Below are 15,773 nucleotides of genomic sequence, written 5' to 3' on the forward strand. Positions count from 1 at the left end.
TTCAATCATTTCAATATACTTGCATTATATCATACCTAATCTAGCTCTGAGCGCATATCTCGTTGCATTAGACCATTGATCAGCACTTTTACGTCAGCGTTTTCATATAACACTTTATAAATTGATTCAATGATTGGCATTTCAACATGACGATCTTGGCTCATTTCATAAGCAGCCTTGGTAGTATAGACACCTTCAATCACCATGCCCATATCTGCCATCACATCATCCAAAGATTTACCTTGGCCTAGTTGATTACCTGCCCGCCAGTTACGTGAATTTACGCTAGTAGCAGTCACAATTAAATCACCGACTCCAGATAAACCAGTAAACGTGAATGGGTTAGCACCAAATGCAACGCCTAGTCGTTTAATTTCATTCAAACCACGGGTAATTAGCGCTGCCTTGGCATTGTCATGATATCCTAAGCCAACTAAAATTCCGGCAGCAATCGCAATAATGTTTTTGAGAGCCGCACCAAATTCAGCTCCTACAATGTCGTCATTTGAATAAATTCTAAAATAATCATTATTAAATAATACTTGTACCTCTTTAGCATGTGATTCATCAGCAGAGGCGGCAGTAATCGCAGTTAAATCTTTACGCGCAACGTCTTCGGCATGACTCGGACCTGTAATGGCCACGATACCACGACGATTAGTTTCGGGAATTTCTTCAGCTATCATTTCAGATGGTCGCTTATAGGTTACCTGCTCTAAACCCTTGGTTGCATGTAAAATCAGTGAAACTTGGTTTAATCTGGACAAAATGGTTCCTGCCTGATTCGCAACTTCACGAATTCCACCTGTTGGAATCGCGATTAAGATCACCTTAGCGTCCTGAATGGCATCTTCCATACTTTCAGTAGCAATCAATGTTTCTGAATATTTGAAATCTTTCATGTACTTGGGATTCTCGTGTTGATCATTGAGCACATTTACTTGCTCGGGATTATGTGACCATAACCGAACATCATGTCCGTTTTCGGCCAATAAATTTGCCAGTACACTACCCCATGAACCCGCACCAAGTACAGCAATTTTTTCTGTCATCTGTTGAAACTCCCTTCGAATTTCTACGATTTCTTTGTTTTTGCATCAACATAATACCAATCAATATTGTCTCGTTTACGTCTCACAATGATTGTCACAATTGCTCCGACAAATAAGATGACTGATAACAATTGAGATACACGAATTGTATTACCAATCATTAAACTGTCAGTTCGCATTCCTTCAACGAAAAAGCGCCCAACTGAATACCAGATTAGATAACACAAGAAAATTTCACCTTGTTTAAATAAATGAAATTTATGACGTAAAGTAAACAACACAATAAACCCGAGCACGTCCCAGACCGATTCATACAGGTACGTTGGCACCCGATAATGACCGTCGATATACATCTGGTTAATAATAAAGTTTGGTAAATGTAAGGACGTAAGAAAGCCCTTACTTGTTATTCTACCAAATGCTTCTTGATTCATAAAGTTTCCCCAGCGACCAATTCCTTGTGCCAGGATAACTGTTGGTGAAACAACGTCTAGCATTGTCCACATTGAGATAAATTTAGAGCGACAATACAAAAACATTACCAGAGCGGCTCCAATCAGTGAACCGTAGATGGCAATTCCACCATCCCACACCGCGATAATTTCACTGGTGTGCTGTGAATAATATCCCCATTCAAAAATTACATAGTATGCTCGGGCAAATATAATTGCCACTGGTAAGGCCCATAAAATATAATCATAAAAATTGTCGGCTTCAAGTCCAACACGAGTACCTTCACGCACTGACAACGTCAATGCAATAATGACGGCTGAAGCAATTATTACTCCATACCAATGAATTTGAATTGGTCCTAAATTAAAAAAAATCGGATTAATTGCGAGTACTGACATTAATTTTTAGTCCTTCTTTGAATTTTCTTTAATTAACTTATTTAGGTTGGCATCAAAGACTTCAGTCGCATCATATCCCATTGATTGAGCACGGAAGTTCATCGCTGCAGATTCAATGATAATGGCTAAATTACGTCCAGTTTTAACTGGAATAGACACTTTGGGTACAATAACGTCTAAAATCTTTTGACTATCACCTTTGTCACCGAGACGGTCAAATTGTACATCCGGGGCCCAGGTTTCAAGATTAACGATTAAATCAACATCATCTTCTTGCATAACTGCACCAGCACCATACAAGTTCATGACGTCAATAATACCGATGCCACGAATTTCCATTAAGTGATTTAAGATTGCAGGGGCTGAGCCAACCAGTGTTTGTTCATCTTGAGCGTACACTTCAACTCGATCATCGGCGACTAACCGATGTCCACGACGAACTAATTCAAGCGCGGTTTCACTTTTACCAACTCCAGAATCACCAGTAATCATGACCCCAACACCATTAATGTCCACTAACACACCATGCACAGATTGACGCTCTGCCAACTTGCCACTTAAATAGTAAGTCATATTACTCAAGACACGTGAGGAGGTGAGACTCGTGCCGAGAATTGGAATATTATTTTCTTTGGCAGCCTGTTTCAATTCCTTTGGTACTTCTAAATCGGTGGACACCACAAAAGTTGGTGTTTCGGGTGCACACATTTTTCTCATCACCATCAGTAATTCGTCATGGGTCATATTTTTGGCGAATGAGGTTTCGGTAATGCCAAGTAATTGGATTCTCATTGCTGGATAATATTTAAAATACCCAGTTAATTCCAATCCTGGTCGAGAGATATCACTAGTAGTGACCACCCGATCCAAATACTTGTCTCCTTGTAAAACTTTGAGTCTTGTCTTCTTAACTAAATCTGCAACCGTTACTTCATTTGCCACTAGTAACCCCTCCTTATGCTAATCACGATGTAAAAGATGTCCTGAAATAATTGTGTTACAAATGGAAATAATTATCGCAATGAGAATTGTTATTCCAAATGACGAAAACCGAAAACTATCCGTTCCAACTAACGTTGACGTTAATTGCAACATAATGGCATTGAGAATCACACTGAACAATCCCAAGGTAAAGACAGTTATTGGTAAGGATAAAATAAATAATATTGGCCGTACAAATGCGTTCAAAATTGCTAGCACCAAGCTTGCGACAAATGCAGTCCCAACACTTGCTACATAAAAACTTCCGCTTTGTGCAAAAAATCCAGCGATTGCCACAAACAGAACTGTATTAATCACTATTCTCATCGAAAAGCCCATGCAAATACCTTCTTATTTCTCATCATGTTCATCAACATCATGAATTACTTTACGATCCGTTTTACTTTTAGTTTCTGTTTTATTTCCAGTATTAAATCCAAAATTACTAAATAATGCGCTAAAGTCAGGTTTATTAGGATCTGCAGGCATTATGACAATCAACAAGATATAGATCAAAATTCCTGGAATAAAATGTGTTAAAGCTGTCAGAATAATAAACCCAACACGCAAATAATTTGCATTAATTCCAAGAAATTCTCCAAATCCTCCGATTGACCCTGTCAGAACCCGATTACTTGCTGACTTCGTTAAACGACGTTTTGACTTTGATTTCATCGATCATCCCACCTTCCCGTGTATTAATAGCTTAATCTTACTGGTTTCACTTATTTATCGCAACTATAACTACCATCTGGCTACGGTTGTTAAGGTTTTCATAATTATTTTAATCTGGATTTTTTTGGCTCAGTTTCCATTGCAAATATGCGTCAATAAATGGATCCAAATCACCATCCATCACTGCATTTCCATCATGGGTTTCGTAATTCGTTCGGTGATCTTTAACCATGGTGTATGGATGAAAAACATACGATCTAATTTGCGAACCCCAGCCAATATCAAGCTGTTCACCTTGAATTTTAGCACGTTCTTGTTCCTTTTTTTGGACTTCTAATTGATACAACTTGGATTTCAACATGTTCATCGCAGTTTCACGGTTTTGTAATTGAGACCGTTGTGCCTGTGAAGAAACTACAATTCCAGTTGGTAAATGCGTCAAGCGAACCGCGGAAGAGGTCTTATTGATATGCTGGCCCCCAGCACCACTGGAACGAAAAACATCGACCCTTAAATCATCACTATTCACTTCAATATTGGTGGTATTATCCAATTCTGGCATAACGTCAATCGAAGCAAATGAGGTATGGCGACGACCGGCAGAATCAAAGGGCGAGATACGCACCAGACGATGAACACCACGTTCAGAGCGCAAGTAGCCAAATGCATTATGACCATTGATTAACAAAGTCACACTTTTAATCCCGGCTTCGTCCCCGGCTTCATATTCAGCAATTTCAACCTGAAAATTATGGGCACTGGCCCAGCGAGTATACATTCTTAATAGCATTGAACCCCAATCCTGAGATTCGGTGCCCCCGGCCCCCGGATGAATTTCTAAAATTGCATTGTTAGCATCATATGGTTCATCCAGTAGTTGTTCTAATCGATAAGTTTCCAATAGATGCTGAGTCTGATCCAATTCAGTTTCAAATTCGGTTCGCATTTCTGGATCATTTTCTTCTTGCAACAAACTTTGTGTAACTTCCAAATTTTCCACGCTATCACGTAACACGACAAAATTGTCACGTTTGGCCTTATGGTCGTTATTTTCATCAATTAACTTTTGTGCTTCAACCCCATCATTCCAAAAATTGGGTTCCGCCATTTTGGCTTCATTTTCGGCGATTCGTTCATTCAACAAATCGAGGTCAAAGAGACCTCCCGAAGTTAGCAACCTCTTGTTGCATCTCTTCTATTACTTTTTTGGTTTCGCTTAATTCCATTTTTCCCTCCGAAGGCTAAAAAAGAAAGCACCCAGAATAATCTTAGGAGCTTTCTTTTTATTCTTAGCGTGTAACGTTTTGTCTAATTTCTGATTTCATAAATAAGCGTGTTGTTTCATACTCAATATCTGCAATCATTTCTTGGAACAAGGTATACCCCGCAGTTTGATATTCAACTAATGGATTTAATTGACCATATCCACGTAGACCAACTGATTGACGGAATTGATCCATCGTATCAATATGATCAGTCCAGTGAGAATCAATTACTCGTAGCAAGACCACTTTTGAGAATTCAAGTACTTGGGCCTTGTCATTTAGTTGACTTGCCTTTTCGTCGTAGACTTCTTTGGCAAAGCCATTGAGTTTTTCTTTGATTTCATCACTAGATAGACCCTTCAAGTCATTTTCAGTAATTTTGTCTGGATGAACTAGTGTCGTTGTAGCAAAATTAACAATTTCATCCAGTTTCCAATCAGGTTCATTACCAACTGTAAATGAGTCCACGGCCCGTTCGATTGAACGACGGAAGATTGGTTTCATGATGTTTTCGAGTGATTCATCTTCTACAATCACTTGTTGACGTTGTGAATAAATAATTTCACGTTGAGAACGTAACACATCATCGTATTGCAGCACATTTTTACGTGAATCAAAGTTATTACCTTCAACTCGTTTTTGCGCTGATTCAACTTGGCGTGACAATAAACGACTCTTAATGACAGCATCTTCATCATCAACCTTCATCCGATCCAAGAAGGATTTGATTCGGTCGCCACCAAATCGGAGCATTAAATCATCTTCCAATGATAGATAAAATTGTGAGAACCCAGGGTCCCCTTGACGTCCGGAACGTCCACGTAATTGATTATCAATCCGTCGTGATTCGTGTCGTTCAGTACCAATAACGGCTAATCCACCAACTTCAACCACACCGGGTCCAAGTTTGATATCAGTCCCACGACCAGCCATATTAGTGGCAATCGTCACGGCACCTTTTTGACCAGCATTTTTAATAATTTCAGCTTCACGCGCATGGTTTTTCGCATTCAAAACTACGTGAGGAATCTTTGCCTTATCTAATAAGTTAGACAAGTATTCAGAGGTTTCAACGGCCACAGTACCAACCAAGATTGGTTGACCCTTATCGTGCAATTCTTCAATCCGTTTGGCAACGGCATCGAACTTGCTCTTCAAAGTTGGGTAAAGCAAATCAGGTTGGTCATCACGTGCAACAGGACGGTTTGTCGGAATCGTGATGGTTTCCATGTTGTAAGTTTCACGGAATTCTTCTTGTTCAGTCTTGGCAGTCCCAGTCATCCCGGATAATTTTTTATAAATCCGGAACAAGTTTTGATACGTGATGTTAGCCATTGTTTTACTATCATCTTGAATTTCAACATGTTCTTTGGATTCCAAAGCTTGATGCAATCCATCACTAAAACGACGACCTGGCATTGTCCGACCGGTAAATGAATCAACAATCAAGACTTCGCCTTCAGAAACCACATAATCTTTATTATTAAACATGATAAAGTTAGCCCGCAAGGCTTGGTCAATATGATGAGTTAAAGCGGTATTATCGGCGTCATACAAGTTATTCAGTTTGAAGTAACTTTCTGCCTTTTCAATTCCTTCGTTAGTCAAAGCAACTGTTTTAGATTCCAAATCAACCTTGAGATCATCGTCTTCTTTTAATGTTTTCGCAAAACGGTCGGCAGTGTCATAGAGTTGAGATGTTCCCGTACTTGGTCCAGAAATAATCAATGGAGTTCTCGCTTCATCAATCAGAATTGAATCCACTTCATCAATCAAGGCATAATTCATTTTACGTTGAACTTGATCAGCTTGGTAAACAGCCATGTTATCACGAAGATAATCAAACCCAATTTCCGCATTAGTTGAGTACGTAATATCAGCAGCGTAAGCTTCACGTTTTTCATCTGGAGACTTTTCAGAGCCATTAATCCCAACTGAACAGCCGAGCCAGTTGTATAACTCACCCATTTCAGTGGCATCACGTTCTGATAAATATTCATTAACGGTGACAACGTGCACGCCATCCCCACTAATTGCATTCAAATAAACTGGCATGGTGGCCGTCAAGGTCTTACCTTCACCAGTTTTCATTTCGGCGATGTTACCTTCATGTAACACGATTCCACCCATGATTTGAACATGGAAAGGTGTCATTCCCAATACTCGCTTGGCCCCTTCTCGAGCCACAGCAAAGCCCTCTGGTAATAATTCATCCAGAGTTTCGCCGTCTTGATATCGTTTCCTAAATTCATCTGTTTTTGCTTTTAATTGGTCGTCAGTTAGCTTCTCATATTCATCGTAGTATGCTTCAACCTTGTCGGCTAAGCGACTAATGCGACGAAGCTCACGTCGATCGCTTTCAATCCATTTTTTTAGAACGTTTGCCATGAATAAATCCCTTCTAAATCTGTCTTTTCGTACGCTGGTGTAACTACTCCTCGCGTATTATAATTTCTTAAAAATATCACACTTTATCATACCATTATTTACTAATAATTAAAACCGAACTATTCAGCAACCAAAAAACGTACTCGGAAATTAATCCAAGTACGCTGTTGTATTTCATCATTTTTTATTCGTCAGCATCTGTTTCAATCAGGCCGTAACGACCATCATTACGTCTGTAGACGATGCTAACACCGTTCGTTTCAGAGTCTTCAAAGATAAAGAAGTCATGTCCAAGCATATCCATTTGTAAAATTGCTTCTTCATTATCCATCGGTTTCAAAGAAAATTGTTTTGTACGAACAACTGCCAATTCATCAACTGGCTCGTCTGAAACTTCTCCTGCCGTAAAATCAAGATTCTTGAATCCTTTTTCACGAGATTTGCGATTAACTTTCGTTTTGTATTTACGAATCTGACGTTCGAGCTTGTCAGTTACCAAGTCCACACTACCGTATAAGTCTTGTGATGTTTCCTCGGCTCTTAGTGTTAAATATGGAAGAAGAATAGTTACTTCAACCTTTTCTTCGCGATCCCGGTTGGAGTACACTTTGAGGTTTACATTTGCTGTAGCATCTGTATTTTCCCCGAAGTATTTTTCTAACTTACTAATTTTTTTCGTTACATACTCACGAATTGAATCTGTTACCTCAATGTTTTCACCACGAATATTGAATTTAAGCATAGAAATCTCTCCCTTCGACTACATCTGGAATCGGAAGGACCACTCTTCCGATATCCTTATACTAATTGTAAAGGAGTTCCCGCCCCGTTGCAATTAATATGTCAGCGATTTCTTAATTTTTATCTGGCCAAAGTTAAACTACAAATTTTGTGAGCACCTGCCGATTTCAAAAGATTAGCCGCATGGTATAAAGTCGTCCCGGTCGTATAAACATCGTCAATCAATAAAATATTTTGCTCAGGCAACTCATCTTTAAATTTATTTACCATCGCAAATGGCTGTTCCAATTGTATTCTTTCTTGCCTAGTCTTGTGTGATTGGGGTTCAGCTTTTTCACGTTCTACCGTCGATATGGCGGCACTCAATTCAAGATTTCCCAGCATGCCTGTAACTTGGTTAAAGCCCCTTGAACTCCAGGTGGCTTCAGTGACGGGAATGGGAACAATCAAGTCACACTCAATTAAACTTGCTGCTGATTTGAGCTGTGATTCAAAAACCAGTCTCAAACGATAATCACCATTAAACTTGTACTGTTTCATAAAATCTTTCATCGCTTCATCGTAATGAAACAATGCTTGATTGTGTAGCACATAGCCAAACTTATTTTCCCAGCGAATACACTCATCACATAGGGCGCCATTGGTATCAGTGCGACCACATCCTTGACATCTCGGTCCAGTAATTGGTTCAAACCCTTGATTACATTGTTCACAAATTAAAGGCGCTGGCAGTTTTTTCCAAGCTAATAATTGATTCAAATTGAATAGTTGATTGATACGTTGATTACAAATCATGCATTTCACGTTGAATAACCCGTCCTTTCTGATTCACAAATTTGATTTGATGAATGGCAGAGCGAACATTTTGCGCATATTGTCCAATCCAAAAGATGACGTCACCCGTTGGTCTATCCGTTGAACGACCGGCACGTCCGGCAATTTGGACAAGTGCTGAGTCCGAGAAAACATCATCTTCTGCTCCCAAGACAAACACATCTATGCCCGGAAAAGTGACTCCGCGTTCCAAAATTGAGGTCGTCACTAAAAACATAATCTTTTCTTCACGCATTGCCTGCACCTTTTCTAACCGTTGTGGATCAGCTGCATGAACCGTGACACATCGCACACCTGAAATTTTTCTTTCAATTGCTATCTTAATCAATGGGAGATCAGCAATTCGAGGTACAAATAGCAAAAATCGTTGTTGTTTAGCAATTCGTTCTTTCATCGCTCTAATTAACGATGGTGGCAACTGTTTCTTTTTTATTTTTAGTTGCCAATTTGGGACTAATTTAATTTTAATTTCTGGTAACAAATGGCCATGATATCGCAGTGGTAAGTAACTAATCCCCAGCTCACCGCGCTTTGCTCGTGCTAGCAACTTTTTCCCAGGGGTTGCCGTTAAATATAAAATTCCGCCTTCTTTTTTTACCGCTTGCTCCGTTGCAAAATAAAGTTGCGGGTTATCTGCATAAGGAAATGAATCCACTTCATCCACGATTAAATTATCAAAAGCATGGTAAAATTTAAGTAATTGATGGGTGGTGCAAATCGTCAATTGAGTATAACGATAAGGGTCAGTTTGTTTTCCATGTAACAAACACATCTCCGTGTTGGCAAATGCCGATTGAATTCGTGGGAATAATTCAATGCAAACATCCACTCGTGGTGAAGCAATCGCCACCCGTTCATTTCGCTTTAATGCTTCGCTAATCGCATTAAATAACATTTCTGTTTTACCAGCGCCGGTGACCGCCCACAATAAATGGCGTTGGTGTTGTTGCAAGCACTCGGTAACTTGCTGTGAACATTCTTCTTGTAGTTTCGACAACTGTCCCGTCCACGTTAACGGTTGAGTTTGCAATTCAAATCGATTCTCTTCAGGTAAATGGTAAAATTGAGTTAGCGTTGAATTGCGTCCTAACATAATACAATTGGCACAATAATAATTTTCGCCAGGCAATTGGGTTTGTAGCGGTTCAATCACTGAATTACATCGACCACAGCGCCAAGGCTTTTGACTTTGATTAATCGATGGCGAAATAATGACATCATTTGGATACTTAGTCTGTTGATTACAATTATCGACGATTCGTCGACCAAACAATAAATTACGGTCCATAAAATTCTCCCTTTACTAACTACATACGTAAAAAAACTTAAAATCTACTTGAAAGGTCAAACAATGAACGATTTATTATTAACCATCGCCAACAACCATACATTTGAACAAACCATTAAAAAGTCCAGATTTATTTGTTCACTAGCCAAAGTCCATTCAGAAGATGAAGCACAGGCATTCATCAACAGTGTGCAAGCAGCGAATAAAAAAGCCAATCATAACTGTTTCGCATATACGATTGGTGATCATTTTGAAATTAAGCGCGAAAGCGACAATGGCGAACCCAGTGGTACGGCTGGATTACCAATTTTAAATACGCTCGAAAAAGAAAATTTACACGATGTTGTAGCAGTAGTGACTCGTTATTTCGGAGGTATCAAATTAGGCGCAGGTGGATTGATTCGAGCATATGGTGGCACTGCCTCCCTTGCTATCAATGAAGTTGGCTTAGTACAACGTGTCCTTCAAAAACAAGTAATCGTTACCGTTAGCTATTCTAATCATGAAAAGCTAAAATATTACCTCGCACAAAACAACCTAAGCACCGCTAATGAAGAATTTGGTACCAACGTACAACTCACAATTTTGGTCAACGAAGAGTCTGTTGATGATACTATTCAGGACTTAACAAATCAGTTTAACGATTCACTCAGTTTTCAAATTGGTGAGCCTCAAATGATTGAAATTCCATATGAAAAGTAAAAGGTTTCTGCAAAATTGCAGAAACCTTTTATTATTACTCTTTTAGATGATAACTATAAGTGGATACAATCACGTTTTCACGAGAATTCAATAATCCTCTCAAACGTAAACTAGTTTGATTATGCAGTGCCATTTGCCAAGGATGCTTTGGAACAAATTGCGGTACAAGCACAGTGGTCGAATAGTTTCTCGCAGCAGCTCGTTTCGCAATTACATCGACGAATCGCAATGTTGGTGCCGCGATTGAACGATATGAAGAATGAATATCTACAAACCGAACGTCTGGGAATTCTGCCTTAAATTCATTGGCTGTCTTATGTTCCTTGCCTGGATTCTCATCAAATGAGATATGCATTGCAATCACATAATCACCAATCGAACGGGCATAGTTGATTGCACCAGCTGTCACTTTCGTCACATTGCTGACAAGTACAATAACCGTTGCTCCATCAAAGTCTTTAATCTGAACAGTCGATTTAGCTGCCACTCGTAATTGTTCAGCAACTTTTTTATAATGCTCATGGATTTTATGAAATAGCATCAACAGTAAGACCATGATGATGATGTATGGCCAAACTTTTTCGAAATGTTGCCAGAATAGGGCAACGACTAGTAGCAATGAAATCAAAGCACCAATCAAGTTAATAAATGATTTACCAAGCCAGAAGCCCTCGCGAGTTCTGAACCAATGAATAATCATCCCCGATTGCGACAGCGTAAATGGTACGAACACACCAACAGCATATAAAGGAATCAAATCAGTTGTTTTACCATGGAAAATTAAAATTAAGATTACGGCACCAACTGCTAAAGAGATAATCCCATTGGAATAACCTAAGCGGTCTCCGCGATCCATAAATGCATGTGGCATAAACTTATCTTTCGCCAGATTATAGGCCAAAATTGGGAACGCTGAGAAACCAGTATTAGCAGCAACTGCTAGAATTAAGGCAGTTGAAACTTGAAGTAAGTAATAACCAACCCCATGCCCACCATAAACGGCTGAACCAATTTGTGAAAGGACAGTTGCATGTTCATTTGGCATGATTCCTAAGTAGAAACTTAAGAAGATTACTCCAGCGAAGAAGCAAGCCAAAATAAAACTCATAATTGATAAAGTAGCGGCCGCATTTTTAGAACGTGGCGCATTAAAGTTTGGTACCGCATTACTGATGGCTTCAACCCCAGTTAAGGAAGAAGAACCAGCAGAGAAAGCACGAATGAGTAAGAAGATTGATACCCCTGGTACAGCAGTCCCAACAGGTGTTGGCGCATGGAATTCAATGTTCCCAGTCATAATATTGAACAGTCCCCACCCAATGGTGATAAACAAAGCCACCACGAAAAAGTAAACAGGTACCGTCAAAATATTGGCACTTTCACTCATCCCACGCAAATTCATCGCCATAATCAGAAAGACAATTACAATCGCAATTGGCACTGAATATGGATAAAGTGCTGGTACAGCTGAAGTGATGGCTTCAGTTCCAGAAGTTGTCGAAACGGCTACGGTTAACATGTAATCAACCAGTAACGATCCTCCGGCAACCAAACCACCATTTCTGCCCCAGTTAGCACTGGCAACCATATAGGCACCACCACCTGGATATGCATGAATAATTTGACGATAAGATAACGTAATCGCCAATAACAGAATTAAGACCACGCCGGCAATTGGAATAGAATACCACAGAGCGGCCGCAGATAAGCCAACCAAAACAGTTGTAATAGTTTCAGGTCCGTATGCCACTGATGAAAGTGCATCTGAAGACAACAAAGCTAAAGCTTTGAACTTAGTAAGATGCATCCCGCCTTCATCAAGTGTTTTCAACGGTTTACCAATTATCATGCGCTTTAAATAACGCCACATATTAAATATCTCCTTGAATTAAAAAATCGAACAATCGCTATTGTACTACTTTCAAAATTCAACTACTAGTACATTTCATTATTAAATCCAAGTATACCCTAAATTGTTGAAAAAACCGAGTAATGCTATAAAAGCAATACTCGGTTTTTTAGTAATCTTATTGGGATTAATAGAGTCAATATATTTACGATTTTAAATACTACTATTTTGGCCTAAACAAAATGCATTTTCAATCGTGCCCACTTATTATTAACTAATTAATCAAACTACATCATTCCGCCCATTCCTGGTGCTGCGGGAGCTGCAGGAGCTGGATTATCTTCAGGCTTGTCGGCAACAACAGCTTCGGTTGTTAATAACAAGGCTGAAACTGAAGCAGCATTTTGCAAGGCTGAACGAGTAACTTTGGTTGGGTCAACGATTCCGGCTGCAACCATATCTTCAAACTTGTCATCAGCAGCATTGTAACCAATTCCGCTTGCTTCACCCTTCAAACGTTCAACAATAACTGAACCTTCTAAGCCAGCGTTTTCAGCGATTTGACGAACTGGTTCTTCAAGTGCACGTTTAACAATCTTGATTCCTGTAGCAGCATCGCCTTCAGCTTCAAGAGCATCAACGGCATCAATTGCGTTAACTAATGCAGTACCACCACCAGCAACGAAGCCTTCTTCAACGGCTGCACGAGTTGCATTAAGAGCATCTTCAATCCGATACTTCTTTTCTTTTAACTCAGTTTCAGTTGCGGCACCAACTTTGATGACGGCAACTCCACCAGCTAATTTAGCAAGACGTTCTTGTAATTTTTCACGATCAAATTGTGAAGTTGTTTCGGCGATTTGGCCCTTGAGCAATTCAACACGTTCTTGAATTTGTTCTTTAGCGCCAGCACCTTCAACAATAGTTGTGTTTTCTTTAGTAACTGTAACTTTGTTTGCTTGTCCTAGTTGAGCAAGTGTCGTGTCTTTCAAGTTCAAGCCAAGATCATCAGTGATAACAGTTCCGCCAGTCAAAATAGCGATATCTTCAAGTTGTGCTTTACGACGATCGCCAAAGCCAGGAGCCTTAACAGCCACAACATTGAAAGTTCCACGGATCTTGTTCAAAACAAGTGTTGGTAAAGCTTCACCCGTAATATCGTCAGCGATGATTAATAATGAGCGGCTTTGTTCAACAACCCCTTGCAATAAAGGCAAGATATCTTGAATGTTACCAATTTTCTTATCAGTAATTAAGATATATGGATTATCTAAGTCTGCTTCCATCTTATCGTTGTCAGTAACCATGTATTGTGACATGTAACCACGATCAAATTGCATTCCTTCAACAACATCCAAAGTTGTGTCAACACCACGAGATTCTTCAATCGTGATGACACCATCGTTACCAACTTTATCCATTGCATCGGCAATCAAAGCACCAACTTCTTCGTTAGCGGCTGAGATTGAAGCGATTTGAGCAATATCATCCTTTGTCTTAACATCGTGTGACATTGAGTGTAGTGATTCAACAGCTGCCTTAGTGGCTAATTCAATCCCACGACGGATACCAACAGGGTTGGCACCGGCAGTCACGTTCTTCATACCTTCAGTAACGATTGCTTGTGTTAAGACGGTAGCAGTAGTAGTACCATCACCAGCAATATCATTCGTTTTTGAAGCAACTTCAGCAACTAACTTGGCACCCATATTTTCAAAATGGTCTTCCAAATCAATGGCCTTAGCGATTGTTACACCATCATTGGTAATTGTTGGTGAACCGTAAGTTTGTTCCAAAACAACGTTACGTCCCTTTGGTCCAATTGTAGTTTTAACTGTGTCAGCTAATTTGTCGACACCTTTGAGCATTTTTGCACGTGCATCTTCAGAAAATTCAATTTCCTTTGCCATGATAATTTTTCACCTCATAAAAATTTTTGAATATATTAGTTTAAATTTTATTGGTCATTTGCAGCTTAATCAATCACTGCAACGATATCTTTTTCATGTACGACTAAATATTTTTGGCCTTCATACTCAACTTCATTACCTGCATATTTGTCGAACAATACGCGATCATTTTCCTTAACTGAAGGAGCAAGTTTCTCACCGTTTTCAAGAACTCGGCCTTCACCGACGGCAATTACCTTACCAACAGTTGGCTTTTCTTGGGCATTAGATGCCAAGACAATCCCACCAATGGTTTTTTCTTCTTCTTGTTCAGCTTGTAAAACAACGCGATCTCCTAATGGTTTTAACACGTCTATCCCTCCATCATTTTATTTTTAGCACTCAAAACCTTTGAGTGCTAATCACAAAATCTACTATATCATTTTCAGATTAAATTGCAAGAATTAACCACATTTATCAAAAAAAGCCAACCCACGATTGGGCTGACTTAATTATGCTTGTTCGTCATTAGCATTGTAATGATCAATAAAATAAATTAATGTTTGCAATTCATTGGTTAAATCAACGTTTTGTACTCTGACATCTTTTGGCACTGCTAATCTGAGCGGTGTAAAGTTCAAGATACCACGTACGCCAACTTTAACAATTTGATCTGTTACTGCTTGAGCAGTTTCAGATGGCACTGATAAGATAACGACGTCAATTTGTTGGTCCCGTAATTGTTGATCCAGGTCATCAACAGAGTAGATTGGTACCCCGCTTTGAACTGTGTTAATGATTGAATCGTTCACGTCAAAGGCTGCACTAATCCGAACATTACTGTTCTTGTGAAAATTGAAATTCAAAAGTGCATGTCCTAAATTACCAACACCAATTAAAGCTGCGTTCGTTAACTTATCTTGATTTAGAATTTCTTTAAAGAAATTCAATAAATCCTCAACGTCATATCCGTATCCACGCTTCCCCAACTCACCAAAATAGGAAAAATCTCTCCTAATAGTTGCAGAATCAACTTGAACCGCTTGTGATAATTCTGTCGATGATACACGATGTTTATTAGCATCTAATAATATATTTAAATAGCGATAATAAATGGGTAATCGTTTGGCTGTGGCGCGAGGAATCTTCTTACTTGTCATAACTCATCCTCCTGCTTGTGAAATTTACTTCACCGTCAATTGTAGCATATGTAACTAGATTGTGAAACTTCTTTCAAATAAAACGCTATCATTTTTTT

The 15,773-nt window shown here is 39.3% G+C and carries 15 protein-coding genes; 1 reads left to right on the forward strand and 14 read right to left on the reverse strand.

Going from position 1 to position 15,773, the window contains the following annotated elements:
- Nucleotides 1–35: 35 nt before the first annotated feature.
- The 10 genes from FFM59_RS01105 to FFM59_RS01150 form a co-directional block, all read right to left on the reverse strand.
- Nucleotides 36–1,052, reverse strand: coding sequence for an NAD(P)H-dependent glycerol-3-phosphate dehydrogenase (locus FFM59_RS01105; protein WP_137601223.1), 1,017 nt, complete (start codon nucleotides 1,050–1,052; stop codon nucleotides 36–38).
- 23 nt (nucleotides 1,053–1,075) lie between these two features.
- Nucleotides 1,076–1,903 (reverse strand): prolipoprotein diacylglyceryl transferase, encoded by an 828-nt coding sequence (gene lgt / locus FFM59_RS01110; RefSeq protein WP_137601224.1) that lies wholly within the window; start codon nucleotides 1,901–1,903, stop codon nucleotides 1,076–1,078.
- Between the two features lie 6 nt (nucleotides 1,904–1,909).
- On the reverse strand, nucleotides 1,910–2,845 hold the full coding sequence (gene hprK, locus FFM59_RS01115; RefSeq protein WP_137601225.1) for an HPr(Ser) kinase/phosphatase: 936 nt from the start codon (nucleotides 2,843–2,845) through the stop codon (nucleotides 1,910–1,912).
- Between the two features lie 18 nt (nucleotides 2,846–2,863).
- Complete coding sequence (locus FFM59_RS01120; RefSeq protein WP_137601226.1) at nucleotides 2,864–3,223, reverse strand: phage holin family protein; 360 nt, start codon at nucleotides 3,221–3,223, stop codon at nucleotides 2,864–2,866.
- 12 nt (nucleotides 3,224–3,235) lie between these two features.
- Complete coding sequence (locus FFM59_RS01125) at nucleotides 3,236–3,559, reverse strand: PspC domain-containing protein (protein WP_137601227.1); 324 nt, start codon at nucleotides 3,557–3,559, stop codon at nucleotides 3,236–3,238.
- A 109-nt stretch (nucleotides 3,560–3,668) separates the two neighbouring features.
- A protein-coding gene (prfB, locus tag FFM59_RS01130; RefSeq protein ID WP_174795632.1) for a peptide chain release factor 2 occupies nucleotides 3,669–4,785 on the reverse strand; the annotation gives its coding sequence in 2 pieces (ribosomal slippage) (nucleotides 3,669–4,712 and nucleotides 4,714–4,785; 1,116 coding nt in all).
- A gap of 63 nt (nucleotides 4,786–4,848) precedes the next feature.
- Complete coding sequence (gene secA, locus FFM59_RS01135; protein ID WP_137601229.1) at nucleotides 4,849–7,212, reverse strand: preprotein translocase subunit SecA; 2,364 nt, start codon at nucleotides 7,210–7,212, stop codon at nucleotides 4,849–4,851.
- Between the two features lie 184 nt (nucleotides 7,213–7,396).
- The gene (hpf, locus tag FFM59_RS01140) at nucleotides 7,397–7,954 is read right to left on the reverse strand and encodes a ribosome hibernation-promoting factor, HPF/YfiA family (RefSeq protein WP_137601230.1); all 558 of its coding nucleotides are present in this window, start codon (nucleotides 7,952–7,954) and stop codon (nucleotides 7,397–7,399) included.
- A gap of 119 nt (nucleotides 7,955–8,073) precedes the next feature.
- Complete coding sequence (locus FFM59_RS01145) at nucleotides 8,074–8,748, reverse strand: ComF family protein (protein ID WP_137601231.1); 675 nt, start codon at nucleotides 8,746–8,748, stop codon at nucleotides 8,074–8,076.
- On the reverse strand, nucleotides 8,738–10,075 hold the full coding sequence (locus tag FFM59_RS01150) for an ATP-dependent helicase ComFA (RefSeq protein WP_137601232.1): 1,338 nt from the start codon (nucleotides 10,073–10,075) through the stop codon (nucleotides 8,738–8,740). The genes FFM59_RS01145 and FFM59_RS01150 overlap by 11 nt, the downstream gene beginning before the upstream one ends.
- A 63-nt stretch (nucleotides 10,076–10,138) precedes the next feature.
- Here FFM59_RS01150 and FFM59_RS01155 point away from each other — a divergent pair, with 63 nt between their 5' ends.
- A complete protein-coding gene (locus tag FFM59_RS01155; RefSeq protein ID WP_137601233.1) occupies nucleotides 10,139–10,777 on the forward strand; it encodes a YigZ family protein in 639 nt (212 codons plus the stop codon).
- Nucleotides 10,778–10,811: 34 nt separating this feature from the next.
- Here FFM59_RS01155 and kimA read toward each other — a convergent pair whose 3' ends face one another.
- From kimA to FFM59_RS01175, 4 genes are all read right to left on the reverse strand, one after another.
- Nucleotides 10,812–12,647, reverse strand: coding sequence for a potassium transporter KimA (gene kimA / locus FFM59_RS01160; protein ID WP_137601234.1), 1,836 nt, complete (start codon nucleotides 12,645–12,647; stop codon nucleotides 10,812–10,814).
- A gap of 266 nt (nucleotides 12,648–12,913) precedes the next feature.
- Entirely contained in the window at nucleotides 12,914–14,536 is a 1,623-nt protein-coding gene (gene groL / locus FFM59_RS01165) for a chaperonin GroEL (RefSeq protein ID WP_137601235.1), read from the reverse strand.
- A 65-nt stretch (nucleotides 14,537–14,601) separates the two neighbouring features.
- On the reverse strand, nucleotides 14,602–14,886 hold the full coding sequence (gene groES / locus FFM59_RS01170; protein WP_137601236.1) for a co-chaperone GroES: 285 nt from the start codon (nucleotides 14,884–14,886) through the stop codon (nucleotides 14,602–14,604).
- Nucleotides 14,887–15,027: 141 nt separating this feature from the next.
- Nucleotides 15,028–15,675, reverse strand: coding sequence for a redox-sensing transcriptional repressor Rex (locus FFM59_RS01175; protein ID WP_137601237.1), 648 nt, complete (start codon nucleotides 15,673–15,675; stop codon nucleotides 15,028–15,030).
- Between the last annotated feature and the right edge of the window lie 98 nt (nucleotides 15,676–15,773).

The sequence above is a fragment of the Paucilactobacillus nenjiangensis genome (assembly GCF_005405445.1).
GTDB classification, from domain to species: domain Bacteria; phylum Bacillota; class Bacilli; order Lactobacillales; family Lactobacillaceae; genus Paucilactobacillus; species Paucilactobacillus nenjiangensis.